The 21,976-nt window shown below is 71.7% G+C and carries 12 protein-coding genes and 3 pseudogenes; 5 read left to right on the top strand and 10 right to left on the bottom strand.

The features are described 5' to 3' along the window. Window positions 1-18: 18 nt before the first annotated feature. Window positions 19-995: pseudogene (gene glpX, locus QQK29_RS09615) on the bottom strand (class II fructose-bisphosphatase). Then, a complete protein-coding gene (locus tag QQK29_RS09610) occupies window positions 992-2,830 on the bottom strand; it encodes a phosphoenolpyruvate carboxykinase (GTP) (protein WP_284299823.1) in 1,839 nt (612 codons plus the stop codon). The pseudogene glpX and the gene QQK29_RS09610 overlap by 4 nt, the downstream one beginning before the upstream one ends. A 107-nt stretch (window positions 2,831-2,937) precedes the next feature. Between QQK29_RS09610 and QQK29_RS09605 the strand changes: the two genes are divergently transcribed. Further along, complete coding sequence (locus QQK29_RS09605) at window positions 2,938-4,371, top strand: helix-turn-helix transcriptional regulator (RefSeq protein WP_284299821.1); 1,434 nt, start codon at window positions 2,938-2,940, stop codon at window positions 4,369-4,371. A gap of 346 nt (window positions 4,372-4,717) precedes the next feature. On the opposite strand, the gene QQK29_RS09600 is transcribed toward QQK29_RS09605, so the two are convergent. From QQK29_RS09600 to QQK29_RS09590, 3 genes are all read right to left on the bottom strand, one after another. Next, on the bottom strand, window positions 4,718-6,436 hold the full coding sequence (locus QQK29_RS09600) for an InlB B-repeat-containing protein (protein WP_284299818.1): 1,719 nt from the start codon (window positions 6,434-6,436) through the stop codon (window positions 4,718-4,720). Between the two features lie 8 nt (window positions 6,437-6,444). Further along, the gene (locus tag QQK29_RS09595; protein WP_284299816.1) at window positions 6,445-7,533 is read right to left on the bottom strand and encodes a hypothetical protein; all 1,089 of its coding nucleotides are present in this window, start codon (window positions 7,531-7,533) and stop codon (window positions 6,445-6,447) included. 69 nt (window positions 7,534-7,602) lie between these two features. Next, the gene (locus tag QQK29_RS09590; protein WP_284299813.1) at window positions 7,603-8,607 is read right to left on the bottom strand and encodes a LacI family DNA-binding transcriptional regulator; all 1,005 of its coding nucleotides are present in this window, start codon (window positions 8,605-8,607) and stop codon (window positions 7,603-7,605) included. A 116-nt stretch (window positions 8,608-8,723) separates the two neighbouring features. Here QQK29_RS09590 and rhaI point away from each other — a divergent pair, with 116 nt between their 5' ends. The 4 genes and pseudogenes from rhaI to QQK29_RS09570 all read left to right on the top strand — a co-directional run bounded on the left by rhaI (window position 8,724) and on the right by QQK29_RS09570 (window position 14,437). Further along, complete coding sequence (gene rhaI, locus QQK29_RS09585) at window positions 8,724-9,890, top strand: L-rhamnose isomerase (RefSeq protein ID WP_284299811.1); 1,167 nt, start codon at window positions 8,724-8,726, stop codon at window positions 9,888-9,890. Between the two features lie 217 nt (window positions 9,891-10,107). Beyond that, on the top strand, window positions 10,108-10,749 hold the full coding sequence (locus QQK29_RS09580; RefSeq protein WP_284299809.1) for a dihydrofolate reductase family protein: 642 nt from the start codon (window positions 10,108-10,110) through the stop codon (window positions 10,747-10,749). 80 nt (window positions 10,750-10,829) lie between these two features. After that, window positions 10,830-12,881, top strand: a pseudogene (locus tag QQK29_RS09575) (bifunctional aldolase/short-chain dehydrogenase); the annotation flags it as partial. Window positions 12,882-13,077: 196 nt separating this feature from the next. Further along, a pseudogene (locus QQK29_RS09570) lies at window positions 13,078-14,437 on the top strand (rhamnulokinase). A 177-nt stretch (window positions 14,438-14,614) separates the two neighbouring features. Here QQK29_RS09570 and QQK29_RS09565 read toward each other — a convergent pair. From QQK29_RS09565 to QQK29_RS09545, 5 genes are all read right to left on the bottom strand, one after another. Next, the gene (locus tag QQK29_RS09565; RefSeq protein WP_284299807.1) at window positions 14,615-14,728 is read right to left on the bottom strand and encodes a hypothetical protein; all 114 of its coding nucleotides are present in this window, start codon (window positions 14,726-14,728) and stop codon (window positions 14,615-14,617) included. Further along, window positions 14,719-16,722, bottom strand: coding sequence for an alpha-L-rhamnosidase (locus QQK29_RS09560; protein WP_284301941.1), 2,004 nt, complete (start codon window positions 16,720-16,722; stop codon window positions 14,719-14,721). Before QQK29_RS09560 ends, QQK29_RS09565 begins: the two co-directional genes overlap by 10 nt. Next, a complete protein-coding gene (locus tag QQK29_RS09555) occupies window positions 16,607-19,615 on the bottom strand; it encodes a glycoside hydrolase family 3 N-terminal domain-containing protein (protein WP_284299806.1) in 3,009 nt (1,002 codons plus the stop codon). Before QQK29_RS09555 ends, QQK29_RS09560 begins: the two co-directional genes overlap by 116 nt. Beyond that, window positions 19,612-20,901: an MFS transporter gene (locus tag QQK29_RS09550; protein ID WP_284299805.1), complete on the bottom strand. Its 1,290-nt coding sequence runs from the start codon at window positions 20,899-20,901 to the stop codon at window positions 19,612-19,614. The genes QQK29_RS09555 and QQK29_RS09550 overlap by 4 nt, the downstream gene beginning before the upstream one ends. 92 nt (window positions 20,902-20,993) lie before the next feature. Then, window positions 20,994-21,968: a LacI family DNA-binding transcriptional regulator gene (locus tag QQK29_RS09545; protein WP_284299803.1), complete on the bottom strand. Its 975-nt coding sequence runs from the start codon at window positions 21,966-21,968 to the stop codon at window positions 20,994-20,996. Window positions 21,969-21,976: the final 8 nt, after the last annotated feature.

The following is a 21,976-nucleotide window of genomic DNA, read 5'->3' as shown; positions in this document are numbered from 1 at the left end:
GCACGTACTCTCGCGGACTCACTCCCAGCGAGAGGCGCGGTAGTCGGCGGTGATGCGCCGCACGGTGCCCGAGCGGCCGCGCACCACGATCGACTCGGTGCGGATCACCGGCCCGAGCTTGCGCACCCCTCGAGCAGCGCCCCGTCGGTCACGCCCGTCGCCACGAAGAAGGTGTTCTCGCCGCGCACGAGCTCGTCGGCCTCGTAGACGTGGTCGAACAGCAGGCCCGCGGCCTCGCCCTTCTCGCGCTCCGTGTCATCCCGCGGGGCGAGTCGCCCCTGAATGAGCCCGCCGAGCGCCTTCACGGCACACGCCGTTGCGACGCCCTCGGGGCTGCCGCCGACGCCGACGCACATGTCGAGGTCGCCGTCGAGCGACGCCGCCGCGATCCCGCCGCCCACGTCACCGTCGAGCAGTAACCGCACGCCCGCCCCGGCGGCACGGATGTCGGCCACGAGCCCCTCATGCCGCGGCCGGTCGAGCACACCCACCGCGAGGTCGCCCACCTTCTTGCCCGAGGCCTTCGCGAGCGCGCGGAGGTTGTCGCCGATCGGCCGCCGGATGTCGACGATGTCGACGCCCGCGGGCCCCGTCACGATCTTGTCCATGTAGAACACGCTCGAGGCGTCGAGCATCGTGCCGCGATCGGATGCCGCGATCATCGAGATCGCGTTCGGCCGCCCGGCAGCGGTGAGGGCGGTGCCGTCGATGGGGTCGACCGCGATGTCGCACTCGGGCCCGTCGCCGGTGCCCACGACCTCGCCGTTGAACAGCATCGGGGCGTGGTCCTTCTCGCCCTCCCCGATCACGACCGTGCCGCGGAACGCGACCGTTCCGAGGAACGCGCGCATGGCATCCACTGCGGCGCCGTCGGCCGCGTTCTTGTCGCCGAGCCCGATGAAGTCGGACGCACGGATGGCGGCGGCCTCGGTCGCACGCACGAGCTCGAGCGCGAGGTTGCGGTCGGGCACCGCGGTTCCCAGCACGAAGCTCACGCGACAGCCCTCCGCGAGAGGCCCGCGCTCTGCTCGAGCCGCTCGCGCAGCCCACCCAGCTGCCGCCGCACCGCCTCGGGTAGCCGGTCGCCGAATCCGTCGAGGAATGCCGCGGTGTCATCCGCCTCGGCGAGCAGCGCACGCTCGTCGATGCGGAACAGCTCCTGCCACTGCTCGTCGGTCACGCCGGCCTCGCGGTACTCGATCGCGCCGACCGCGGGCACCTTGCCGAGCGGGGTGTCGGATGCCGCAGCCTCGCCCGCGATCCGTTCGATGATCCAGGCGAGAACACGACCGTTCTCGCTGAACCCCGGCCACAGCCAGGAGCCGTCGGCATCCTTGCGGAACCAGTTGACCTGGTACACGGCGGGCACGCCGCCCGTGCGCCGCAGACGCTGGCCCACCTCGAGCCAGTGCTGCATGTAGTCGCCCATGTTGTAGCCGCAGAACGGCAGCATCGCGAACGGGTCGCGTCGCAACTCGCCCACCTGGCCCTCGGCCGCTGCCGTGCGCTCGGACGCGATCGTGGCACCCAGGAACACGCCGTGCTCCCAGTCGCGCGCTTCCACCACGAGGGGCACGTTGCTCGCGCGGCGCCCGCCGAAGATGATCGCGTCGATCGGCACCCCGTTGGGGTCGTCCCAATCGGGCGCGATCGAGGGGCACTGCGCGGCCGAGACGCAGAAGCGCGAGTTCGGGTGCGCGGCGGGCGCGCCGGCATCCGGAGACCACGGCTCCCCGCGCCAGTCGACGAGGCCCTCGGGCGGGGTGGGCGTGAGCCCCTCCCACCACACGTCGCCGTCGGGGCGCAGCGCGACGTTCGTGAAGATCGTGTTGCCCCACAGGGTGTCGATCGCGGTCGGGTTCGTGCCGTAGCCCGTTCCGGGTGCCACCCCGAAGAACCCCGCCTCGGGGTTGATGGCGCGCAGGCGGCCGTCGGATCCGGGGGCGAGCCAGGCGATGTCGTCGCCGAGCGTCTCGACCTCCCAGCCGGGCAGGCTCGAGCGCAGCATCGCGAAGTTGGTCTTGCCGCACGCCGACGGGAACGCGGCGGCGATGTGGAAGCGACGGCCCTTCGGGTCGGTCACCCGCAGCAGCAGCATGTGCTCGGCGAGCCAGCCCTCGTCGCGCGCCATGACGGAGGCGATGCGCAGCGCGAACGCCTTCTTGGCGAGGATCGCGTTGCCGCCGTACGCCGAACCGAACGAGATGATCTCGCGCGCCTCGGGGAAGTGGCAGATGTACTTGGTGGGGCTGGAGGGCCAGGGCACGTCGTCCTGACCGGGCTCGAGCGGGGCGCCCACCGAGTGCAGCGCCGCGACCCATCGCGCTCCCGCGCGGATGCGCTCCAGCACGGTTTCGCCGACCCGCGTCATGATCGACATCGAGGCGACGACGTATGCGGAATCGGTGAGCTGCACGCCATAGCGCGAGAGCGCGCCTCCGACGGGACCCATCGAGAAGGGCACGACGTACATCGTGCGGCCGCGCATGGCTCCGGCGAAGAGGTCTCGCAACTCGGCGCGCATGGCATCCGGATCGCGCCAGTTGTTGGTGGGGCCGGCGTCGGCCTCGTTCTCGGAGCAGATGAAGGTGCGCGCCTCCACGCGCGCGACGTCATCCGGATCGCTGCGCGCGAGGAAGCTGTAGGGCCGATGCTCGGGGTTCAGTCGGATGATGCGCCCCTCCTCGACCATCTCGTGCAGCAGAGCATCGAGCTGGCCGCGGGAGCCGTCGACCCACACCACGCGGTCGGGTTGCAGCAGCTCGACGTTCTCGGCGATCCACGCGTCGAGGGAGCGGACGGGGGCGACGGGGGTGGGCGACGCGGCCATGATGACCTCCTGAAGAATCGGCGTTGATTCCACCTTGGTGCACGGATTGGGGCGCTGCACCCCGGTGAGAGTGGAAATTTCACACGTTTTTGCCCTAACGTGCATTCATGCCCGATCTGACGACGCTCGGCCAGCGGATGCGGTACTTCCGCACCCGAAGCGGCCACACTCTCGGCGAGCTGGGGGATGCCGTGGGCGTCTCGGCGAGCCAGCTCTCGCTCATGGAGAACGGCAAGCGCGAGCCCCGGCTCTCGTTGCTGTCGGCGATCGCCGATCATCTCCAGATCCCCGTGTCGGAGCTGCTCGACGACACCCCGCCCTCGGAGCGCGCTGCCCTCGAGATCGAACTCGAGCGTGCCCAATCGGGAGCGCTCTACGCCGAGCTCGGCCTGCCGATGCTGCGCCCGGGCCGCTCGATGCCCGACGAGGTGCTCACGACGCTCGTCGGGCTGCACCGCGAGCTCGACCGGCGCTCGCGCGAGAAGATCGCCACCCCCGAGGAGGCCAGGCGCGCCAACACCGAACTGCGCGCCCGCATGCGCGAACGCGACAACCACATCCCCGAGATCGAGCAGCTCGCCGAGGACGTCATGCGCGACGTCGGCTACGAGCGCGGTGCGGTCACCCACCGCATGGTCGCCCTCATCGCCCAGCGACTCGGCTTCGAGCTCGTGCACGTGGGCGACCTGCCGCACTCGGCACGCTCGGTGACCGACCTCGCGAACGGGCGGATCTACCTGCCGCCCGCGTCCATCCCGGGCGGCCACGGCCTGCGCTCGATGGCGCTGCAGGCCGTCGCGCACCGCCTGCTCGAGCATCGCGCTCCCGCCGACTACGCCGAGTTCCTGCAGCAGCGGCTCGAGATCAACTACTTCGCGGCGGCCTGCCTCATGCCGCGTGCCCAGGCAGTGCGATTCCTCACCCAGGCGAAGGCCGATCGCGACATCGCCATCGAGGACTTCCGCGACGCGTTCGGCGTGACGCACGAGGCCGCGGCGCTGCGCTTCACGAACCTCGCCACCGCCCACCTCGACATGCGGCTGCACTTCCTGCGGGTGGGCGACGACGGCTCGGTCGCGAAGGCGTACGAGAACGACGGGTTGCGGCTGCCGACGGATGTCACGGGCGGCGTGGAGGGGCAGATCGTGTGCCGCTACTGGTCGGCGCGCACCGCGTTCGCCCGCACCAACCGCACGACCGAGTTCTACCAGTACACCGACACTCCTGAGGGCACCTTCTTCGAGTCGACGCAGACCGGCACGAGCGCGTCGTCGGAGTTCTCGATCACGATCGGCGTGCCGTTCGCCGAGTCGAAGTGGTTCCGGGGGCGCGAGGCGAGCCGCCGGGAGCGGTCGCAGTGCCCGGATGCGAGCTGCTGCAGGCGCCCGCCGTCAGAGCTTGCGTCGCGCTGGGCGGGCAAGGCCTGGACGAGCGCCAAGGTGCACGCCCACATCTTCTCGCCGCTGCCGTCGGGCACCTACCCGGGCGTCGACGACCGCGAGCTGTACGAGTTCCTCGAGGCCCACGGCGCCTCCGACTGAGACGCGAGCCTTCACCCCTCCGCCCCTCTCGGCGATGGCCAAACGCTGTAGCGGTCGACCACGCGCACCAGATGTTTCCGGCGCACGAATGCAAAATGTGTAGCGCGAGATGCCGACTGGTGCGCACACGAGGCGCGCGACGCTCACGTCGCGACACTGCACACACGCTCGGATGCCGCATCCACGCGGCGCAGGTTCGGCTGGCTGCGCAGGTTCGGCATCCGCACGTCCCGCATCCGAACGGCATCCTTGCGTCGCGCGTCAGGTTTCGACCTCATGCGCCAGCAACTCCTGGTGCGCGAGGTCAAGCGCTATAGCGTTTGGCGCACGGCCAGCACGAAGACGCTCAATCCGTGGGGGTGGCGGAGCTCGCCGTAGGGGTGGCGGACGCCGTAGCGGAGCCCGCCTCGGGGGCGCGGAACAGGCGCTCCATCCACAGCCACACGAGCACACCGGTCGCGACGGTGACGGCGACCGACCCGATCGTCGTGAGTGCGATGCCGAGGGCCGCGTTGCCGAGCACCTGCCCGACCGTGCGGGCCGTGCCGAAGATGAGCCCGGTGAGCGCGCCGACCGTCGCCGAGAGCACGGCCGAGATCACGAGCCCGACGGCGATGCCGAACCCCGTGACATGGCCGGGGCGACCTACCCCGTGGGCGCGGAGCACGAAGAAGCTGATGAGGCATCCGGCCAGCACGAACACGGCACCGACGATCGCGAAACCCAGCGTGACCCCGCCGAGCGCAGCCGGGTCGATGCGCCCGAGCGTCGAGTTCGCGTCGCCCGCCGCGTCGCCACCGCTCACGATGTTGGCCACCACGACGACGAGCGTGCGGATGACGGTGCTGAGGTACCAGACGGCGAGCGGCACCGCGAGCAGCACCGCGCCGAGCGTCACGAGCGGCAGCGAGATGGCACCCGAGATGATCGCGCCCCGGCGCGCCTTGCGCCGCTGCTGAGCCGCGAGGTCGTGCGCGACCGCGGAGTCGCGGGATGCCGCACGGGCCTCTGGTGCGTCGGAGCGCGGCGCGGTCTCGACCGCATCCGGCTCTCGGGGCACCGCAGCTGTCGGTTCGACGGAATCGGGGGTGCTCGTGTCGCTCACGCCCTCATCATGCCGCGCGTCAGGCCCCAGGTCGACTCCCCGGGCAGCCCGACGCGATCCGTCCGCGACCACGAGCATGCCGCCCAGCAGCAGCGCGAGCACCGCTGCGGTGAGCGCACCAGCGGGCTCGACTCCGGTCGCAGCGAGACTCGGCCCCGAGGGGCCCGCCGGCACGAGGTGCCACTGCGCGAAGAACTGCTGACCGCTGGCCGCATCCGTGCCGACCGGAGCCGTTCCCCCGGTGGGTGCCGTGCGCCAGCCGAGGAAGGTGTACCCGCTGCGGGCGGGCCAGTCGTTCGGCACGGCGCTCTGAGCCGCGGCCACGGTCGCGGCCGCGACCACGTAGGGCGCACCGCCGTCGTTCGGATCGAAGGTCACGGTGCTGCTCGGGCCGGTCGAGCCCGTGCCTGCGGCGCCCGACGCGCCGTCGGACGCCCCGACCCCGGGCGCGCCCTGGGTGCCGCCACCGGTCGCGCCGGGCGCGCCACCCGCGCCACCGCTGCCGGCGACCCCGCCGCCTCCGCCGGACCCCGCGGTGCCCGTGGCCGTGCCGCCGAGGCCACCCGAGTTCGCGATTCCTCCGCCGCCCGTGCCACCGGCACCGCCATTCGACGCGCTACCGCCTGTGCCGCCGGCGCCCGCGGCGCCGGATGGCCCCTCGCTGCCGCCGCCGTCGCCGCCCCGACCACCGGAGCCGCCCGTGCCGCCCGATCCTGCGTCGCCACCGGCGCCGCCGTCGCCGAACACGCCGCCGCCGGGGCCGCCCGCGCCGCCCGAGTTGTCCAACCCGTCGCCGCCGGCGCCACCGTTGCCGTCATTGCCGAACAGGGAGCCGCCGGTGCCACCGGTGCCGCCGACTCCCGGGGTGTCGGTGCCGTCGCCGCCGTTGCCGCCCGCACCGCCGACGCCCCCGAAGCCCGCGTCGCCGCCGTTGCCGCCCGCGCCACCCTCGCCGAACACGTTGCCGCCTACTCCCCCGACGGTTCCGTCGTTGGCGATGCCCGAGCCGCCCGCGCCGCCGTTGCCCGCCGCGGCGCCGGTGCCACCGTCGCCTCCGGCGCCGCCCGCGCCGCCGACGGAACTTCCCGTGCCGCCGGGAGCGCCGGGGCCGCCGGCACCCCTGCTCCGGCCGCGCCACCCGAGCCGCCGTCGCCGCCGATCCCCGACGTCGAGGAGCTGTCGGGGTCGACCGTGCCGGTGACGACGACGCCATCGCCTCCGGCGCCGCCCGCACCTCCGGCTCCGCCGTCGCCGCCGTCGCCGCCCGCACCGCCCGCCATGCCGGTCGCCCCCGAGATGCCCGCGGCCCCGCCGCCACCTGTGCCGCCGCTACCTCCGTCGCCACCCGCACCGCCTGCGCCACCGATTCCCGCGAAGTCGACGCCCAAGCCACCCACGCCGCCCGTCACCACGGCGCCCGCGCCGCCTGCGCCACCCGCGCCGCCGGATCCGCCATCGCCGCCCGTTCCGCCTGCACCGCCGGCCGACGCGGCGCCGACCCCGCCAGCGCCTCCCGCTCCGACGCCGCCGTTGCCGCCATCGCCGCCCGTCGCCCAGAAGGGAACGCCGCTCCCGACGAGAGAGCCGTCGATGAGCGCTCCGGCGCCGCCTGCCCCGCCCGCGCCGCCGGGCGCACCGTCACCGCCGTCCCCGCCGAACGCCGAGAAGCCGTCGCTGGCGCTCGACGCATCGATGATGAGCGTGGAGTCGGCAGGGATCACGAAGCCGGTCCCGCCCGCGCCGCCCGCACCCGCCGCATCCGCTCCATACACCGTGAGGCTCCAGCCGTCGAGGCTGAGGACCACCGTCACCCCCGGCGCGAGAGACAGCCCGGAGTTCACGACGATGTTGCCGGTGAGCACTCCCGTGCCACCCGAGGCGAAGAGCGAGCCCAGCTGCGTCGCGTCACCGATGGGCGTCGCGGGTGCTGCGGATGCCGTGCTCGCGCCCGCGAGGCCGATCGCCGTGGCGAGCACCGTGGCGGCGAACCCCGCGGCGGCGGCACGTGCTGCCCGCGCGAGTCGAGTGCGACGGAGGGAGTGCGATCGGGACAGCATGGTCGATCCTTCGGGTGACGGAACGGGCGGTTCGGCCACCCTAGCGGGCCATGCGGCGCACGCGACAGGTCACCCCGCGCTCGACTCCCGGATCACGAGCTCGGGCTGGAAGACCACCTGGCGGGGCGCGAGGGTCGGGTCGTCGGCCTCTTCCAGCAGGATGCCGAGCGCCGTCTGCCCGATGAGGCGGCTCGGCTGGCGCAACGAGCTGAGCGGCACGATCGTGGCCGATGCGAAGTCGATGTCGTCGAACCCGATGAGCGCGATGTCGTCGGGCACGCGCACGCCGCCGCGCATCACGAGCGCCTGCAGCAGGCCGACGGCGAGCAGATCGTTGGCGGTGAACACGGCATCCGGGCGCTCCGCGGGGTCGCGCGCCACGAGCTGCTCCCCCATGCGGCGCCCCTCCGACACCGAGAGCGCAGAGCCCTCGAGCACCTCGAGTTGCGCGTCGGGCACCGCGGCGACCGCGTGCTGCGCACCGGCCAGGCGGTCGGCGACCTGACGCAGGCCGAGCGGTCCGCCCACGAAGGCGATGCGACGCCGGCCCGTCTCGAGCAGGTGCGCGACGGCGGTGCGTCCTCCTGCGACGTCGTCGACCGAGACCGAGCTGAGCGAGGAGTCTTCGGCCATGCGGTCGACGAGCACGACGGGCGCGCCGAGGGCGCGCAGGCGCTGCAGCCGGTCCCGGATGTCGCCCAGCGGTGAGACGAGCACGCCGCGCACGCGCTGCTCCTCGAAGAGGTCGAGGTAGGCCGCCTCCCGCTCGGGCTTCTCGTCGCTGTCACCGAGCAGCACCGCGACCCCGTGCTCGGCCGCGGCGTCTTCGGCACCGCGTGCGACATCCGTGAAGAAGGGGTTGCGGGCATCCAGCACCACGAGGCCGACCGAGCTCGAGCGTCCCGCGCGCAGCTGGCGGGCGGCGTCGTTGCGCACGTAGCCGAGCTCGCGGATGGCGTCGCTCACGCGGGTCGCCACGGCCTCCGAGACGCGATCGGGCTTGTTGAGCACGTTCGAGACGGTGCCGACGGAGACGCCGGCGCGTTCGGCGACGTCGCGGATCGAGACCGCCATTCACGCTCCTTCCGCCGGGCAGGTCCGACCCTAGTGGACGGCTTGACGCGCGCCCGGCATCCCCTTACTCTACGAAGGGTAATGAATCGTTTCAACGAGGAGACTGCAGAAATCCCATGACCGACCTCACCGCGATCGCGCCCCTCCTCGACCAGCAGGCCATCGAGCTGCCCTCCTGGGCCTTCGGCAACTCGGGCACGCGCTTCAAGGTCTTCGCCCAGCCGGGCGTGCCGCGCGACCCCTTCGAGAAGATCGCGGATGCGGCCCAGGTGCACCGCGTCACGGGCCTCGCGCCGACCGTCGCCCTGCACATCCCGTGGGACAAGGTCGACGACTACGCCGAGCTCCACCGCCACGCCGAAGACCACGGTGTCGCGCTCGGCACCATCAACTCGAACACCTTCCAAGACGACGACTACAAGCTCGGCTCGGTCACCCACAGCGACCCCCGCATCCGGCAGAAGGCCATCGACCACCACTACGAGTGCATCGACATCATGGGCGAGACCGGCAGCCGCGACCTCAAGATCTGGCTCGCCGACGGCACCAACTACCCGGGCCAGGATGACATCCGCGCCCGCCAGGACCGCCTCGCCGACTCGCTCGCCAAGATCTACGACCGCATCGGCCCCGAGCAGCGCCTCGTGCTCGAGTACAAGTTCTTCGAGCCGGCGTTCTACCACACCGACGTTCCCGACTGGGGTACCGCGTATGCGCAGGTGGCCGCCCTCGGCGAGCGCGCCGTGGTGTGCCTCGACACGGGCCACCACGCGCCGGGCACCAACATCGAGTTCATCGTCATGCAGCTGCTGCGTCTCGGCAAGCTCGGCTCCTTCGACTTCAACTCGCGGTTCTACGCGGATGACGACCTCATCGTGGGTGCGGCCGATCCGTTCCAGCTCTTCCGCATCCTGTACGAGGTCGTGCGCGGGGGCGGCTACGGCGCCGACTCCGGCGTCGCCTTCATGCTCGACCAGTGCCACAACATCGAAGACAAGATCCCCGGCCAGATCCGCAGCGTGCTCAACGTGCAGGAGATGACGGCGCGCGCGCTGCTCGTGGACGGCGAGGCCCTCGCCGCAGCCCAGGCCGCGGGTGACGTGCTCGCGGCGAACGGCATCCTCATGGACGCCTTCTACACGGATGTGCGCCCCGGCCTGGCCGCCTATCGCGAGTCACGCGGGCTGCCGGCCGACCCGATGGCCGCCTACGCCGCATCCGGCTACGGCTCCTCGATCGCCGCCTCGCGCGTCGGCGGCGCCCAGGCAGGCTGGGGAGCCTGAGCAGCGCGAGACCGCCCATTCGACGCTGAAAACCGCGGTGTGAGCGTCGGATGCGCGATCTCGCGGCCCGAGAAGAGAGGGGACTCTTCGAGGCGCCCCCGGGCGCCCGCCTCGACTGACCTTCCCGCGAGCGCTACCGAATTCCGCGAGCGCTGTTCGTAGACCAGCCGCGCTCGCGGATTTCGGTAGCGCTCGCGAAGAGGGGCAGAATCGCCACATGACCGTGCGCGTTGACCTCAACATCTCGCTCGACGGATTCGCGACGACGACCGACCAGACCCCCGAGAATCCCTTCGGCGAGGACTGGGGACGGCTCACCGAGGCGTACGTCGCCACCCGCACCTTCCGCGAGCGCGTGCTGCACGACACGAGCGGCGCGGGCACGACCGGCGTCGACGATGCCTACGCTCAGGCGTACTTCGCCGATGTCGCGGCCGAGATCATGGGTGCCGGCATGTTCGGCCTGCACGCGCACGGCGACGACCCCGGATGGCGTGGCTGGTGGGGCGAGGAACCGCCGTTCCACGTGCCCGTCTTCGTGCTCACCCATCGTCCGCGGCCGAGTATCGAGTTCGCCAACGGCACCGTCTTCCACTTCCTCGAGGCGAGTCCCGAAGAGGCGCTCGCGCGGGCGACGGATGCCGCATCCGGCGGAGATGTGCGCATCGGCGGCGGCCCCACGACGATCCGCCCGTTCCTGAAGGCGGGCCTCGTCGACCGCCTGCATGTGGCGATCGCGCCCATCCTGCTGGGACGCGGCATCCGCCTCTGGGATGAGCTGCGCGGGCTCGAGGCCGGCTACACCGTCACCGCCGAGACCGCGGAGAGCGGCACGGTGCATCTCACCTTCGCGCGCTGAGGCGGGGTGTCACGGCCTTGCACGCAGCGGAGCATCCCGCTACCCTTTGAAACGATTCACACACGCAACAGAACCGCCAGCAGAGGACCCTCATGACGACGACGTCCACCCCCGCCGAACTCATCGCACGCAGCAACCGCCTCGGGTCCGACCCCAAGGTCACCAACTACGCCGGCGGCAACACCTCCGCGAAGGGCACAGCCACGGATCCCGTCACCGGCGAGCCCGTCGAGTTGCTGTGGGTCAAGGGCTCGGGTGGCGACCTCGGCACCCTCACCGAGAAGGGCCTCGCGGTGCTGCGCCTCGACCGCATGCGCGCGCTCGTCGACGTCTACCCCGGCGTCGAGCGCGAGGACGAGATGGTCGCGGCGTTCGACTACTGCCTGTTCGGCACAGGCGGGGCGGCGCCGAGCATCGACACGGCCATGCACGGCCTCGTCGACGCCGCTCACGTCGACCACCTGCATCCCGACTCGGGCATCGCCTTCGCCACGGCGAAAGACGGCGAGAAGCTCACGAAGCAAGCCTTCGGCGACAAGGTCGTGTGGGTGCCCTGGCGTCGCCCCGGCTTCCAGCTCGGCCTCGACATCGCCGCGATCAAGCGCGAGAACCCGCAGGCGATCGGCTGCATTCTCGGCGGCCACGGCATCACGGCGTGGGGCGACACGAGCAACGAGGCCGAGAAGAACAGCCTCTGGATCATCGAGACCGCGCAGGCGTACCTCGACGAGCACGGCGCGAAGCATCCGTTCGGCGCGACCGTCGAGCAGAACGCGTCGCTTCCGGATGCCGACCGCCGTGACAAGGCCGCGGCGCTGTTCCCGACCATCCGGGGCATCGCATCCCACGACAAGCCCATGGTCGGGCACTTCAGCGACGACCCGCGCGTGCTCGACTTCCTCGCGTCCGAGAAGGCGCCCGCCCTCGCGGCCCTCGGCACGAGCTGCCCCGACCACTTCCTGCGCACCAAGGTCAAGCCGCTGCTGCTCGACCTGCCGGCCGATGCCTCCGTCGAGGAGTCGATCGCGCGCCTGAACGAACTGCACGAGGTCTACCGCGCCGACTACACCGCGTACTACGACGCCCACAAGACCGCCGACTCCCCGGCGATGCGCGGCGCCGACCCGGCGATCGTGCTCGTGCCGGGAGTCGGCATGTTCAGCTTCGGCGCCAACAAGCAGACCGCGCGCGTGGCCGGCGAGTTCTACCTCAATGCGATCAACGTCATGCGCGGCGCCGAATCCATCTCCTCCTACACGCCCATCTCGGATGCCGAGAAGTTCCGCATCGAGTACTGGGCGCTCGAGGAGGCGAAGCTCCAGCGGATGCCGAAGTCGAAGTCGCACGCCACGCGCGTCGCCTTCGTGACGGGCGCCGCATCCGGCATCGGCAAGGCCATCGCCACACGCCTCGCCGCAGACGGGGCGTGCGTCGTGATCGCCGACCTCGACCTCGCCAAGGCGCAGGCCGCCGCGGCCGAACTCGGCTCCACCGACGTCGCGATCGGCGTGCAGGTCGACGTCACCGACTCGGCGCAGGTGGAGCGCGCCCTCGACGAGGCGATCCTCGCGTTCGGCGGGGTCGACCTCGTCGTGAACAACGCCGGCGTGTCGCTCTCCAAGCCGCTGCTCGAGACGACCGAGCAGGATTGGGACCTCCAGCACGACATCATGGCCAAGGGCAGCTTCTTAGTGTCGAAGGCCGCCGCCCGCGTGCTCATCGAGCAGGGCCTCGGCGGCGACATCGTCTACATCGCCTCCAAGAACTCGGTGTTCGCCGGCCCCAACAACATCGCCTACTCGGCCACGAAGGCCGACCAGGCCCACCAGGTACGGCTGCTCGCGGTCGAGCTCGGCGAGCACGGCGTGCGGGTCAACGGCATCAACCCGGATGGCGTGGTGCGCGGCTCCGGCATCTTCGCCTCCGGCTGGGGCGCCAACCGCGCCAAGACCTACGGCATCGAGGAGGAGAAGCTCGGCGAGTTCTACGCCCAGCGCACGATCCTCAAGCGCGAGGTGCTGCCCGAGAACGTCGCGAACGCGGTCGCCGCCATCACAGGGCCCGACTTCTCGCACACGACCGGCCTGCACATCCCGGTCGACGCGGGCGTCGCCGCGGCGTTCCTGCGCTAGCTGCCGCCCAGCCGCCCCCAGCCGCCGACCAGCCGCGAGCGCTACCGAGATCCGCGAGCGCTACCGGTCTACCGGCAGCGCTCGCCGAAACGGGTAGCGCTCGCGAAAAGGAGACAACCATGACACCGCCGTCACCCCCGCACCTCCGCGCCACGGAACCGTCGCCGCCGTCGACCTCGGCGCCACGAGCGGGCGCGTGATCCTCGGCCACCTCACGCACGGCGAGCTGCGTCTCGAGGAGGTCGCGCGCTTTCCGAACGCCCCCGTGCGCACCCCCGACGGCCTGCACTGGTCGGTCACCGAGCTGTACCGGAACATCGTCGAGGGGCTCGCGGATGCCGTGCGCCGCTCCCCGGTCTCGTCTCGATCGGCATCGACTCGTGGGCCGTCGATTACGCGCTGCTGCGCGATGGACGGATGCTGGGCGAGCCGTACTCGTACCGCGACGACCGCAACCTCGCGGCCGTCGACGTCGTGCACGAGCGCGTGTCGGCAGCCGAGCTCTATGCGCGCAACGGCCTGCAGCACCTGCCGTTCAACACCCTCTTCCAGCTCACCGCCGACCGGCTTGCGGGCGCGCTCGAGCGGGCCGACACCTTCCTGCTCATCCCCGATCTGCTCGCCTTCTGGCTCACGGGACGCCAGGTCGCCGAGCGCACCAACGCCTCCACGACGGGCCTCGTCGAGGTGGGCACGGGCGAGTGGGATACCGCGCTCATGGAGCGCCTCGACATTCCCGCGCACCTCGCCCGCGGCCTCGTCGATCCCGGAACGGTGCTCGGCCGCCTGCTGCCGAGTGCGCTGCGCGGAACGGGGGCGACGGATGCCGTGGTCACGACGGTGGGATCGCACGACACCGCATCCGCGGTCGTGGCGGTGCCGTCGACCGACCGCGACATCGCCTACATCTCGTGCGGCACGTGGTCGCTCGTCGGAGTCGAGCTCGACCGCCCGGTCGTGTCAGAGGCGGCCCGCAAGGCAGGCTTCACGAACGAGGGGGCGTCGACGGGCGGGTGCGCTTCCTGCACAACGTCATGGGGTTGTGGCTGCTCATGGAATCGGTGCGCGAGTGGGAGAAGTCCGGCGAGACGGTCGATCTCGCCGAGTTGCTCGCCTCCGCCGAGGCGGTCACGAGTGAGGTGCCCGTATTCGACGCCGACGACCCGGTGTTCCTCGCCCCGGGCGGCATGCCGGATCGCATCGCGGCCTGGTTCGGCGAGCGCGGCCTCCGCGCGCCCGGCTCGCGGGCCGAGCTCGTGCGCTCGATCCTGGTGAGCCTCGCCGAGGCGTACGCGTCGACGATCCGCGCGGCATCCGAGCTCTCGGGCGTGCCGGTGCGCACCGTGCACCTCGTGGGCGGCGGATCGCAGAACACTCTGCTGTGCCGACTCACCGCCGAGGCCACCGGGCTGCCGGTCGTCGCGGGCCCGGTCGAGGCGACAGCAATCGGCAACGTGCTCGTGCAGGCGCGCGCCCACGGGCTGGTCTCGGGCGACCTCGAGGCACTGCGGGCGCTCGTGGCGCGGTCGTTCCCGGTGACGCGCTTCGAGCCGTAGGGCGCCACGACGCTGGTTTCGAGACGCGGCCTGCGGCCGCTCCTCAACCCGCTGAGTGACGAGGTGGTTGAGGAGCCGCGCAGCGGCGTCTCGAAACCGCCGTCGCCCTGCACTACGCGGCGCTGGTTTCGAGACGCGCCGCGCTCCGCGCACCGCTCCTCAACCCGCTGAGCACCCTCAACCGACCGCACACGCGAACTCGTGCACGCCGCTCTCCACGAGGTGCACCGTGCCGTCGGGCAGCTCGACCTCGCAGCGGGTCGACACGGGCACCTCGACCGTCAGCAGCATCCGCTCGCCCTCGATCCTCCACGACGACGACGCCCGTCCGTAGGGCGTGCGCACGCTCCCCGCGCCCAGCTGAGCCCGCCGCCGGGCAGCGGCCGCACGCGGAAGCGCCGGTAGCCGCCCTCGAGCGGCTCGAGCCCCGCGATCCGCCGATACATCCAGTCGCCGACCGCGCCGGCGGCGTAGTGGTTGAACGACACCATGCCGCCGGTGTCCTCACCCGTCTGCAGGTCGGCGGTGTTGACGGTGCCGTCGGGGCGCAGGGCGTCCCAGCGCTCCCAGATGGTCGTGCCGCCGGATTCCACCATGTACAGCCACGACGGGTATCCCGTCTGCAGCAGCAGCCGGTAGGCCTCGTCGAGGCGACCGCTGTCCGAGAGCGCGAACAGGATGAAGGGCGTGCCGGTGAAACCGGTCTGCAAATGACCTCCCGCCTCGTCGATGAGCCGCACGAGGTTGTCGACCATGCGCTCCGTCTCCGCCCCCTCCGTCATCCCGAAGGCGAGCGGCAGCACGTAGCCGGTCTGGAACTCCTCGCGCAGGGTTCCCGCGCCGTCGGTGAACACATTGCGGTAGGCGCGGATGACGCGCTCCCGTTCGCGGCGGTAGCGCACGGCATCCGTATGCTCCCCCAGCAGCTCCGCGATGCGCGCGACGATGCCGTAGGAGTTCGCGAGGTACGCCGTCGCGACCCACCGTCCGCGGCGCAGCCAGCCCTTCACATCCGTGTCGGGGGCCGTCCAGTCGCCGAAGTGGAACAGGAAGCGCCAGATGCGCCGCCGGTCCGGGCGCACCGAGAACAGGCTCGCCCACCACGCGGCCGCCTTCAGGAAGCGCCGCATCGTCGGATACTGGCGCCGCAGCATCCCGAGGTCGCCGCGTGCGAGGTACTCGGCCCACGGCGCGAGCACGCACACGTCGCCCCACGCGGCCGTCGCGACGACGGGGAACGGGTTGCCGGCGCGCGGCACGACCATCGGGATGCCGCCTCCGCGCGACTGCTCGGCGTTGATGTCGCGCAGCCACTTGTCGAGGAAGCGGCTCATGTCGAAGTTGTACGAAGCGGTGGATGCGAAGACGGCGTAGTCGCCCGTCCAGCCTTCGCGCTCGTCGCGCTGCGGGCAGTCGGTGGGGATGTCGACGAAGTTCGACTTGCCACCCCAGCGGATGGCCGACTGCAGAGCGTTGAGGCGCTCGTCGGAACAGGCGAACTCGCCCGTCTCGGGCACCGCGGAGTGCAGCACGACGCCCTCGAGCTCGAGATCAGCGGCGTCGATGCCCGTCACGCCGACGTAGCGGAACCCCATGTAGCTGAGGCGCGGCGAGTACTCCTGCGCGCCGTCGACGCACGTGTACGTCGCCGTCGCCTTCGCGGTGCGCAGCGAGGTCGTGAAGAGCTCGTCGTCGACGAGCACCTCCGCGTGCCGGAACACGACCTCCTGCCCCGCGGTGCCCCGGATGCGGGCGCGCACGACGCCCGCGAAGTTCTGTCCGAGGTCGTAGACGAGCTCGCCGCTCGGGCTCACCGTCTGCGCGACGGGCCGCAGCACCTCGTGCGCCCGCACGGGTGCGCCGACGGCGGCCGACAGCACGGGATCACCCTTCGGGCGGGTCACGTCGGCCGGCTTCCAGCTCTGCTGCTCGGGCGTGACGCGCGCGTCGTAGATCTCGCCGTCGTACCACTCCGCCATGCGGTACGGACCGTCGGTGCTCACCTGCCAGTCGGGGCCCGTTCCGAGCACCTCGACCGTGCCGTCGGCGTACTCGAGGTGCAGCTCGCACAGGAACGCCTGCCGGTCGGCGTAGATCCGGTTGACCCGTTTGTGGGTGAACGAGCCGACCGCCCATCCTCCGGCGACCGTCGCGACGAGCTCGGCGCCGTCATCCGGATGCCCGACGAGCTGCTCGGTCACCTCGTAGCTCTGGTAGGCGATGTGGTGGTGATAGGAGGTGAAGCCGGGTGCGAAGTAGTCCTCGCCGACCTTGACGCCGTCGATCGTCAGCTCGTACACGCCGAGCGCCGTCGCCTCGAGCCAGGCCCGCACGAGCCCCGCGCGCGTCGGCACCCGGGTGCGGAACACCATGGGCACGGGCGAGAGCTTCTTCGGGGTGACGGAGGCGGCATCCGTGATCCAGCGTGCGGTCCACGGGGTGCCGAGGCGGCCCGTGCGGAAGCTCGTCTGCGCCCGGGCGACCGCGCCGCTCGTGCCCGTCGCCTCGAGCTCGACCTCGTACTCCGTGAACGGTGCGAGGGGCCCGTCGTACACGATGCCGAGCTGCTCGCTCGTCTCGATCGTGTCGTCTCCGATCCGGATGCGGGCCGTCGCGAGAGCCTCCCCGGGGTGGTCGGAGGCGAGGGCGAAAGCGATCCGAGGGGCCTCGTCGGTAACGCATCCGGTGGCGAGCCCCTGCACGGTGAGCGAGGTGACCCTCACGACGACGCCCCCCGTCGTGCTCCCCGCAGGGTCCGCAGCGCCCGGAGGGGTGGCCGGCCGCGAGCTGCGCGATGCCCGCCGCCGCGTGACCGGGCAGCGCCCCCGACGACGACATCGCCAGGCTGCGCAGCGACTGGAACGGCATCATCCGCACGAGGAAGTGCGTGTTCTTGACGCGGGCGTCGCGCTCGGGCCCGTCGGGCATGCGCAAGGCCGCACGGTAGTCCTTCTCGACGCGGGCGAGCACGGCCCGATACATGATCGCGCCGACGAGGGTGCGTCGGGCGTCGACCAGCCGGGTCTCCATGGTGAGCCGGTGACGGCCCGCCTTGCGCGGCGCCGCCCGCGGCAGCTCCCGGCCGAGCAGCGCACCGAAGGCCGCGGGCACCTCCCGCGGCGGGGTCGCGTAGGCCGCATCCACCTCCGCGGGGTACGGCGAACGCGACTCCCGCCCCGTCGTGACCTCGAGCGGCGCTCGCAGGCGGATGTCGGATGCGGATGCCGCCACCTGCAGCTCGTACGTTCCGTTCTCGAGCACCCAGTCGTGCGCGTCGACGTCCCAGTACGCGAGGTCAGCGAGGTCGAAGGCGAGCACGGCATCCGTGCTACCCCCGGCGGGCACGCGCACCTTGGCGAATGCGCGCAGCTCCTTCTCGGCCTTGAAGACCTCGCCGCGGTTGGTGCGCACGTAGAGCTGCACGACGTCGGCGCCGTCGCGCCCGCCCGTGTTCTCGACGGTCACCCGCGCCTCGACGCGGCCGTCGCGCACGGTGACCCGGAGGTCGCGATACGCGAAGCGCGTGTACGTGAGGCCGTGGCCGAACGCGTAGCGCAGCGGCGTGCCCGCCGCGTCGTGGTACCGGTAGCCGACGTAGATCGACTCGGCGTACCGCGCGCGGTAGCCCGTGTTGTAGTCGAGCGCGCTCTGCTCCGCCGCGGTGCGTGGCCAGCTCTGGGCGAGCTTGCCCGTAGGACTCGCCTCGCCGAACAGCAGCGCCGCGGCCGCCTCCCCGCCCTGCATGCCCGGCAGCCCGAGGTGCAGCACGGCCGCGAGCCGATCGGCGAAGGGGAGCTCCACGGGAGATCCGGCGAAGAGCGCGAGCACCACGCGCGCGCCGGTCGCCAGCAGCTGCTCGATGAGCTCGACCTGGCTCGCCGGCAGCGCCATCGTCGTGCGGTCGAAGCCCTCGCTCTCCTCCAGATCGGTGAGGCCGCCGAAGACGAGCACGGTGTCGCCCGCATCGACGGCGGCGATCGCCTGCCGAGCGAGGTCGGCGTCGCTCTCCTCGGCGAGTGCCCGGTAGCCGCGCGCGTAGCGGTAGCGGATGCCGCGCGCCTCGAAGGCGTCGCGCGGCGTGACGAGCGCGCTCGGCGTGATGAGCGACGAGCCCGCGCCCTGGAACCGCATCCGCTCGAACAACTCGCCGACCACGACGAGCTCCGTGGCATCCGCGGAAAGCGGAAGGGCGCCGTCGTTCGCGAGCAGCACCGCGCCCTCGATCGCGAGCTCGACCGCGAGCGCCGCGTGCGCGGCAGGGTCGTGCGGCTCGGTCGGCTTCTCGGCGGTGCGGCACCAGTCCACGAGGGCGAGCACACGACGAACCGCTTCGTCGAGCGTCTCCATCGGCAGGCGCCCCTCCCGCACCGCCGCGAGAATCGCCTCGCGGTTGTGCGTTGCGTCGCCCGGCATGTCGAGTTCGCACCCGGCATGCAGGCTCGCGACGCGGTCGTGGGTGGCGCCCCAATCGGTCATGACGAGCCCGTCGAAACCCCACTCGGTGCGCAGAATATCGGTGAGCAGCTCGCGATTGTCAGAGCTGAACGTGCCGTTGACGGCGTTGTAGGCGCACATCACGGTCGCCGGCTTCGCCTCCCGCACGACGCGTTCGAACTGCCGCAGGTAGAGCTCGCGCAGCGCCCGCTCGTCCACGAGCGAGTCACCCACGAAGCGGTAGTCCTCGTTCGAGTTGGCCGCGAAATGCTTGACGGAGGCCGCGACCCCCTGCGCCTGCACGCCCCGCACGAACGCGGTGCCGAATGCGGCCGAGAGGAGCGGATCCTCGGAGTAGTACTCGAAGTTGCGGCCGCATAGCGGGCTGCGCTGCAGGTTGATCCCGGGTGCGAGCAGCACGTCGACCCCGAGGTCGACGCATTCGCGCCCGATCGCGGCGCCCGCCCGCCGCGCGTTCTCGGGATCCCAGGAGTTCGCGAGCGTCGCCGAGGTCGGGAACGCCGTCGAGGGCACGTTGTCGGCCACCCCGAACGCCCCGTCAGCATCCCGCGACTTGCGCACCCCGTGCGGTCCGTCGGTGAGGAACAGGGCGGGGATGCCGAGCCGCTCGACGCCGAAGGTGCGCCACGAGGAGACGCCCTCGAGCATCCGCACCTTCTCCTCGAGGGTGAGTTCGGCGAGCTGCCCCTGCAGCGGTGCGTGGGCAGGTGCGGAGGCGGTCACCGCACACCCTTCACGAACGCCGCCGCGATGCCCGGGATGAGCGCGAGGCCGGCCCCCACCAGGAACAGCGCCGTGTAGTTGGTGCTGTCGCTCGAACCGAGCACGAGCAGGGCCGCGCCGAACACGGGCGCGAGCGCGGTGGAGAGGGTCGCCGCGAGGTTGTAGATCGACATCCAGCGGCCCGCCTGATCGCGCTCGGGCACGAGGTCGCTCGCCATCGCCACGTCGACCGAGCCGAACATGCCTGCCGCGCCCAGGATGAACAGCACGGCCGCGATGAAGAGCCCGAACCCGTCGGTGAACGACATGAGCACGAGCCCCACCGCCGTGAGCGCCGAGGCGAGGTAGATGAAGATCTTGCGACGCCGCAGCTTGTCGGAGAGCATGCCTGACACGACGGCGAAGGTCATCGTGACCAGGATGCCGATCCCGCCCACGAGCGCGAGCTTGCCGCCCGCCTCCTCCGCGGTGAACCCGAGCCGGTCGATCACGAAGTAGAGCTGGTAGGTGGTGAGGAAGGCGAGCGCGATCTGCATGAACAGCTTGCCCACCCAGACGAGGGCGAAGTCCGGATGCCGTGCCGGGTTGAACACGAGGCTGCGGAAGGTCTGCGCCACGGTGGTGCGCGGCAGCTCGACGATCGGCTCACGCACGACCACCATGTACACGACCCCGAACACGGCAAGTGCGATCACCGGCACGAGGAAGAGCAGCAGCATGCTGCCGGTGAGGGCGCTGCCGAGGGTGTAGCCGAGTACGCCCGAGAGCTGCGTCGCCACACCGACGATCGCGCCGACGGTTCCGCGCTGCGCCTCGGGAACCCGCTCGGCCACGATGGGGGTGATCGCCGCTGCGCTGGCCGCGCCGCCAAGCGACACGACGATCCACCCGACGAGCAGGGCGGGGATCGAGTCGGAGAGCGCGACGAGCGTCGAACCGAGCGCGAGCACGACCACGCCGCCGATGAGCCACGGGCGACGACGACCGATGCGGGTGCGCGTGCGGTCGCTCAGCACTCCGGCGACGGGGCCCGCGATGAGTCCCACGACCGCTCCCACGGTTGCGACGACCCCCAGCAGGGCGACCTTGTCGTCGGGAGCGAGCACGCCCACCTTGTAGGGCAGGCTGAACAGCGCCGGCATCATGACGGTCAGGTAGAGCCCGAAGTTGACGAGGCCGAACAGGGTCAGGAAGAGACCGCCTACCTTCTTCTCCGGTTCGGGCGCGGCGGGCGGCGCGACCGGTGCGACCGCGGCGGGGATCGGGGACTCGTTCTCGATGGTCATGGGTGACTCCATTGTCGGGTTCGGCGCATAGCTAGCGCGCGCTACCTGAGGAGGCTAGGCGATGAAACGTTCCACCGCAACCCGCGACGGCCTCAGCTCGTCTCGCGCCGCACGAGCGTCGTGCTCGCGACCGGTCCCGCGAGCGGCGGGGCCGCATCCGTCGCACGACTCAGTGCGAGCTCGGCGACGAACCGACCGAGTCCGGCCGCGTCGATGCGCACGCTCGAGAGCGCCGGCACCATGAGACGCGCGAGCGGGGTGTCGTCATGGCCCACGATCGCGAGCCGTTCCGGCACCTCGATGCCCTGGCGCAGCGCCGCGCCGAGCACGAGTGCGGCGACGTCGTCGTTGTACGCCACGACCCCGTCGACGCCGTCGGCCAGCCAGCCGGCCACGACCTCGGCGACGCCGTCGGCGTCCACGTTCGCCGACGCCGCCAACGGCGCGCCCGCGAGTTCACCCAGCGTCGCCGCAGCGAGTTCGCGGCGCTCGGCCACGAGGCCCGCGAGTCGCGCATCCGTCGCCCCGGCGAACGCGATGCGTCTGCTGCCGCGCGCCACCAGGTGCTCGACCTGCAGGCGCGGGCCGTCGGCGAAGTGCAGTTCCTCGCCGGTCTCGAGCTCGTCGCGACCCGGGATGATCGTTCGGGCACGCGTCGCCGAGATCGCCGCGAACTGCGCGTCGGAGATCGGGGCGAGCGCGATCACCACGTCGGGATCCAGCACCTCCCAGAGCGGCGCGGCCTGCCCACCCGGATGCGGCGTCGTGGTCACGAGCGAGTACCCGGCCCGATCGAGCACGAGCGCTGCCTCGTCGAGGTGGGCCCGCATGCTGTACTCCATCGGCCAGTCCGGCAGCAGCAGCAGCACGAGGTGGCTGCACCCGCTCGCGAGCGCACGCGCCGCGGAATGCGGGCGGTACCCGAGTCGCTTCGCCTCCGCGAGCACGCGCGCGCGGGTGGCTTCCGAGATCGTCTGCCCCGGGGTGTCGTTGAGGACGAACCCGACGGTTGCGCGCGAGAGGCCGAGCGAGCGGGCGACATCCGCTGCCGTCACCCGCTTGCTCATGGCGTCAC

The organism is Homoserinibacter gongjuensis (assembly GCF_030161875.1).
Taxonomy (GTDB): Bacteria; Actinomycetota; Actinomycetes; order Actinomycetales; family Microbacteriaceae; genus Homoserinibacter; species Homoserinibacter gongjuensis.
The sequence above is the reverse complement of the archived record's forward strand: the minus strand, read 5'-3'. Positions and strand labels throughout refer to the sequence as shown.

Coding starts and splice junctions, on each gene's coding strand:
- QQK29_RS09580 (WP_284299809.1), top strand. CDS start 10,108: ATGACCGTGCGCGTTGACCTCAACATCTCGCTCGACGGATTCGCGACG.
- QQK29_RS09565 (WP_284299807.1), bottom strand. CDS start 14,728: ATGCTGCTGACGGTCGAGGTGCCCGTGTCGACCCGCTGCGAGGTCGAG.
- QQK29_RS09590 (WP_284299813.1), bottom strand. CDS start 8,607: ATGGCGGTCTCGATCCGCGACGTCGCCGAACGCGCCGGCGTCTCCGTC.
- QQK29_RS09595 (WP_284299816.1), bottom strand. CDS start 7,533: ATGCTGTCCCGATCGCACTCCCTCCGTCGCACTCGACTCGCGCGGGCA.
- QQK29_RS09605 (WP_284299821.1), top strand. CDS start 2,938: ATGCCCGATCTGACGACGCTCGGCCAGCGGATGCGGTACTTCCGCACC.
- rhaI (WP_284299811.1), top strand. CDS start 8,724: ATGACCGACCTCACCGCGATCGCGCCCCTCCTCGACCAGCAGGCCATC.
- QQK29_RS09610 (WP_284299823.1), bottom strand. CDS start 2,830: ATGGCCGCGTCGCCCACCCCCGTCGCCCCCGTCCGCTCCCTCGACGCG.
- QQK29_RS09545 (WP_284299803.1), bottom strand. CDS start 21,968: ATGAGCAAGCGGGTGACGGCAGCGGATGTCGCCCGCTCGCTCGGCCTC.
- QQK29_RS09550 (WP_284299805.1), bottom strand. CDS start 20,901: ATGACCATCGAGAACGAGTCCCCGATCCCCGCCGCGGTCGCACCGGTC.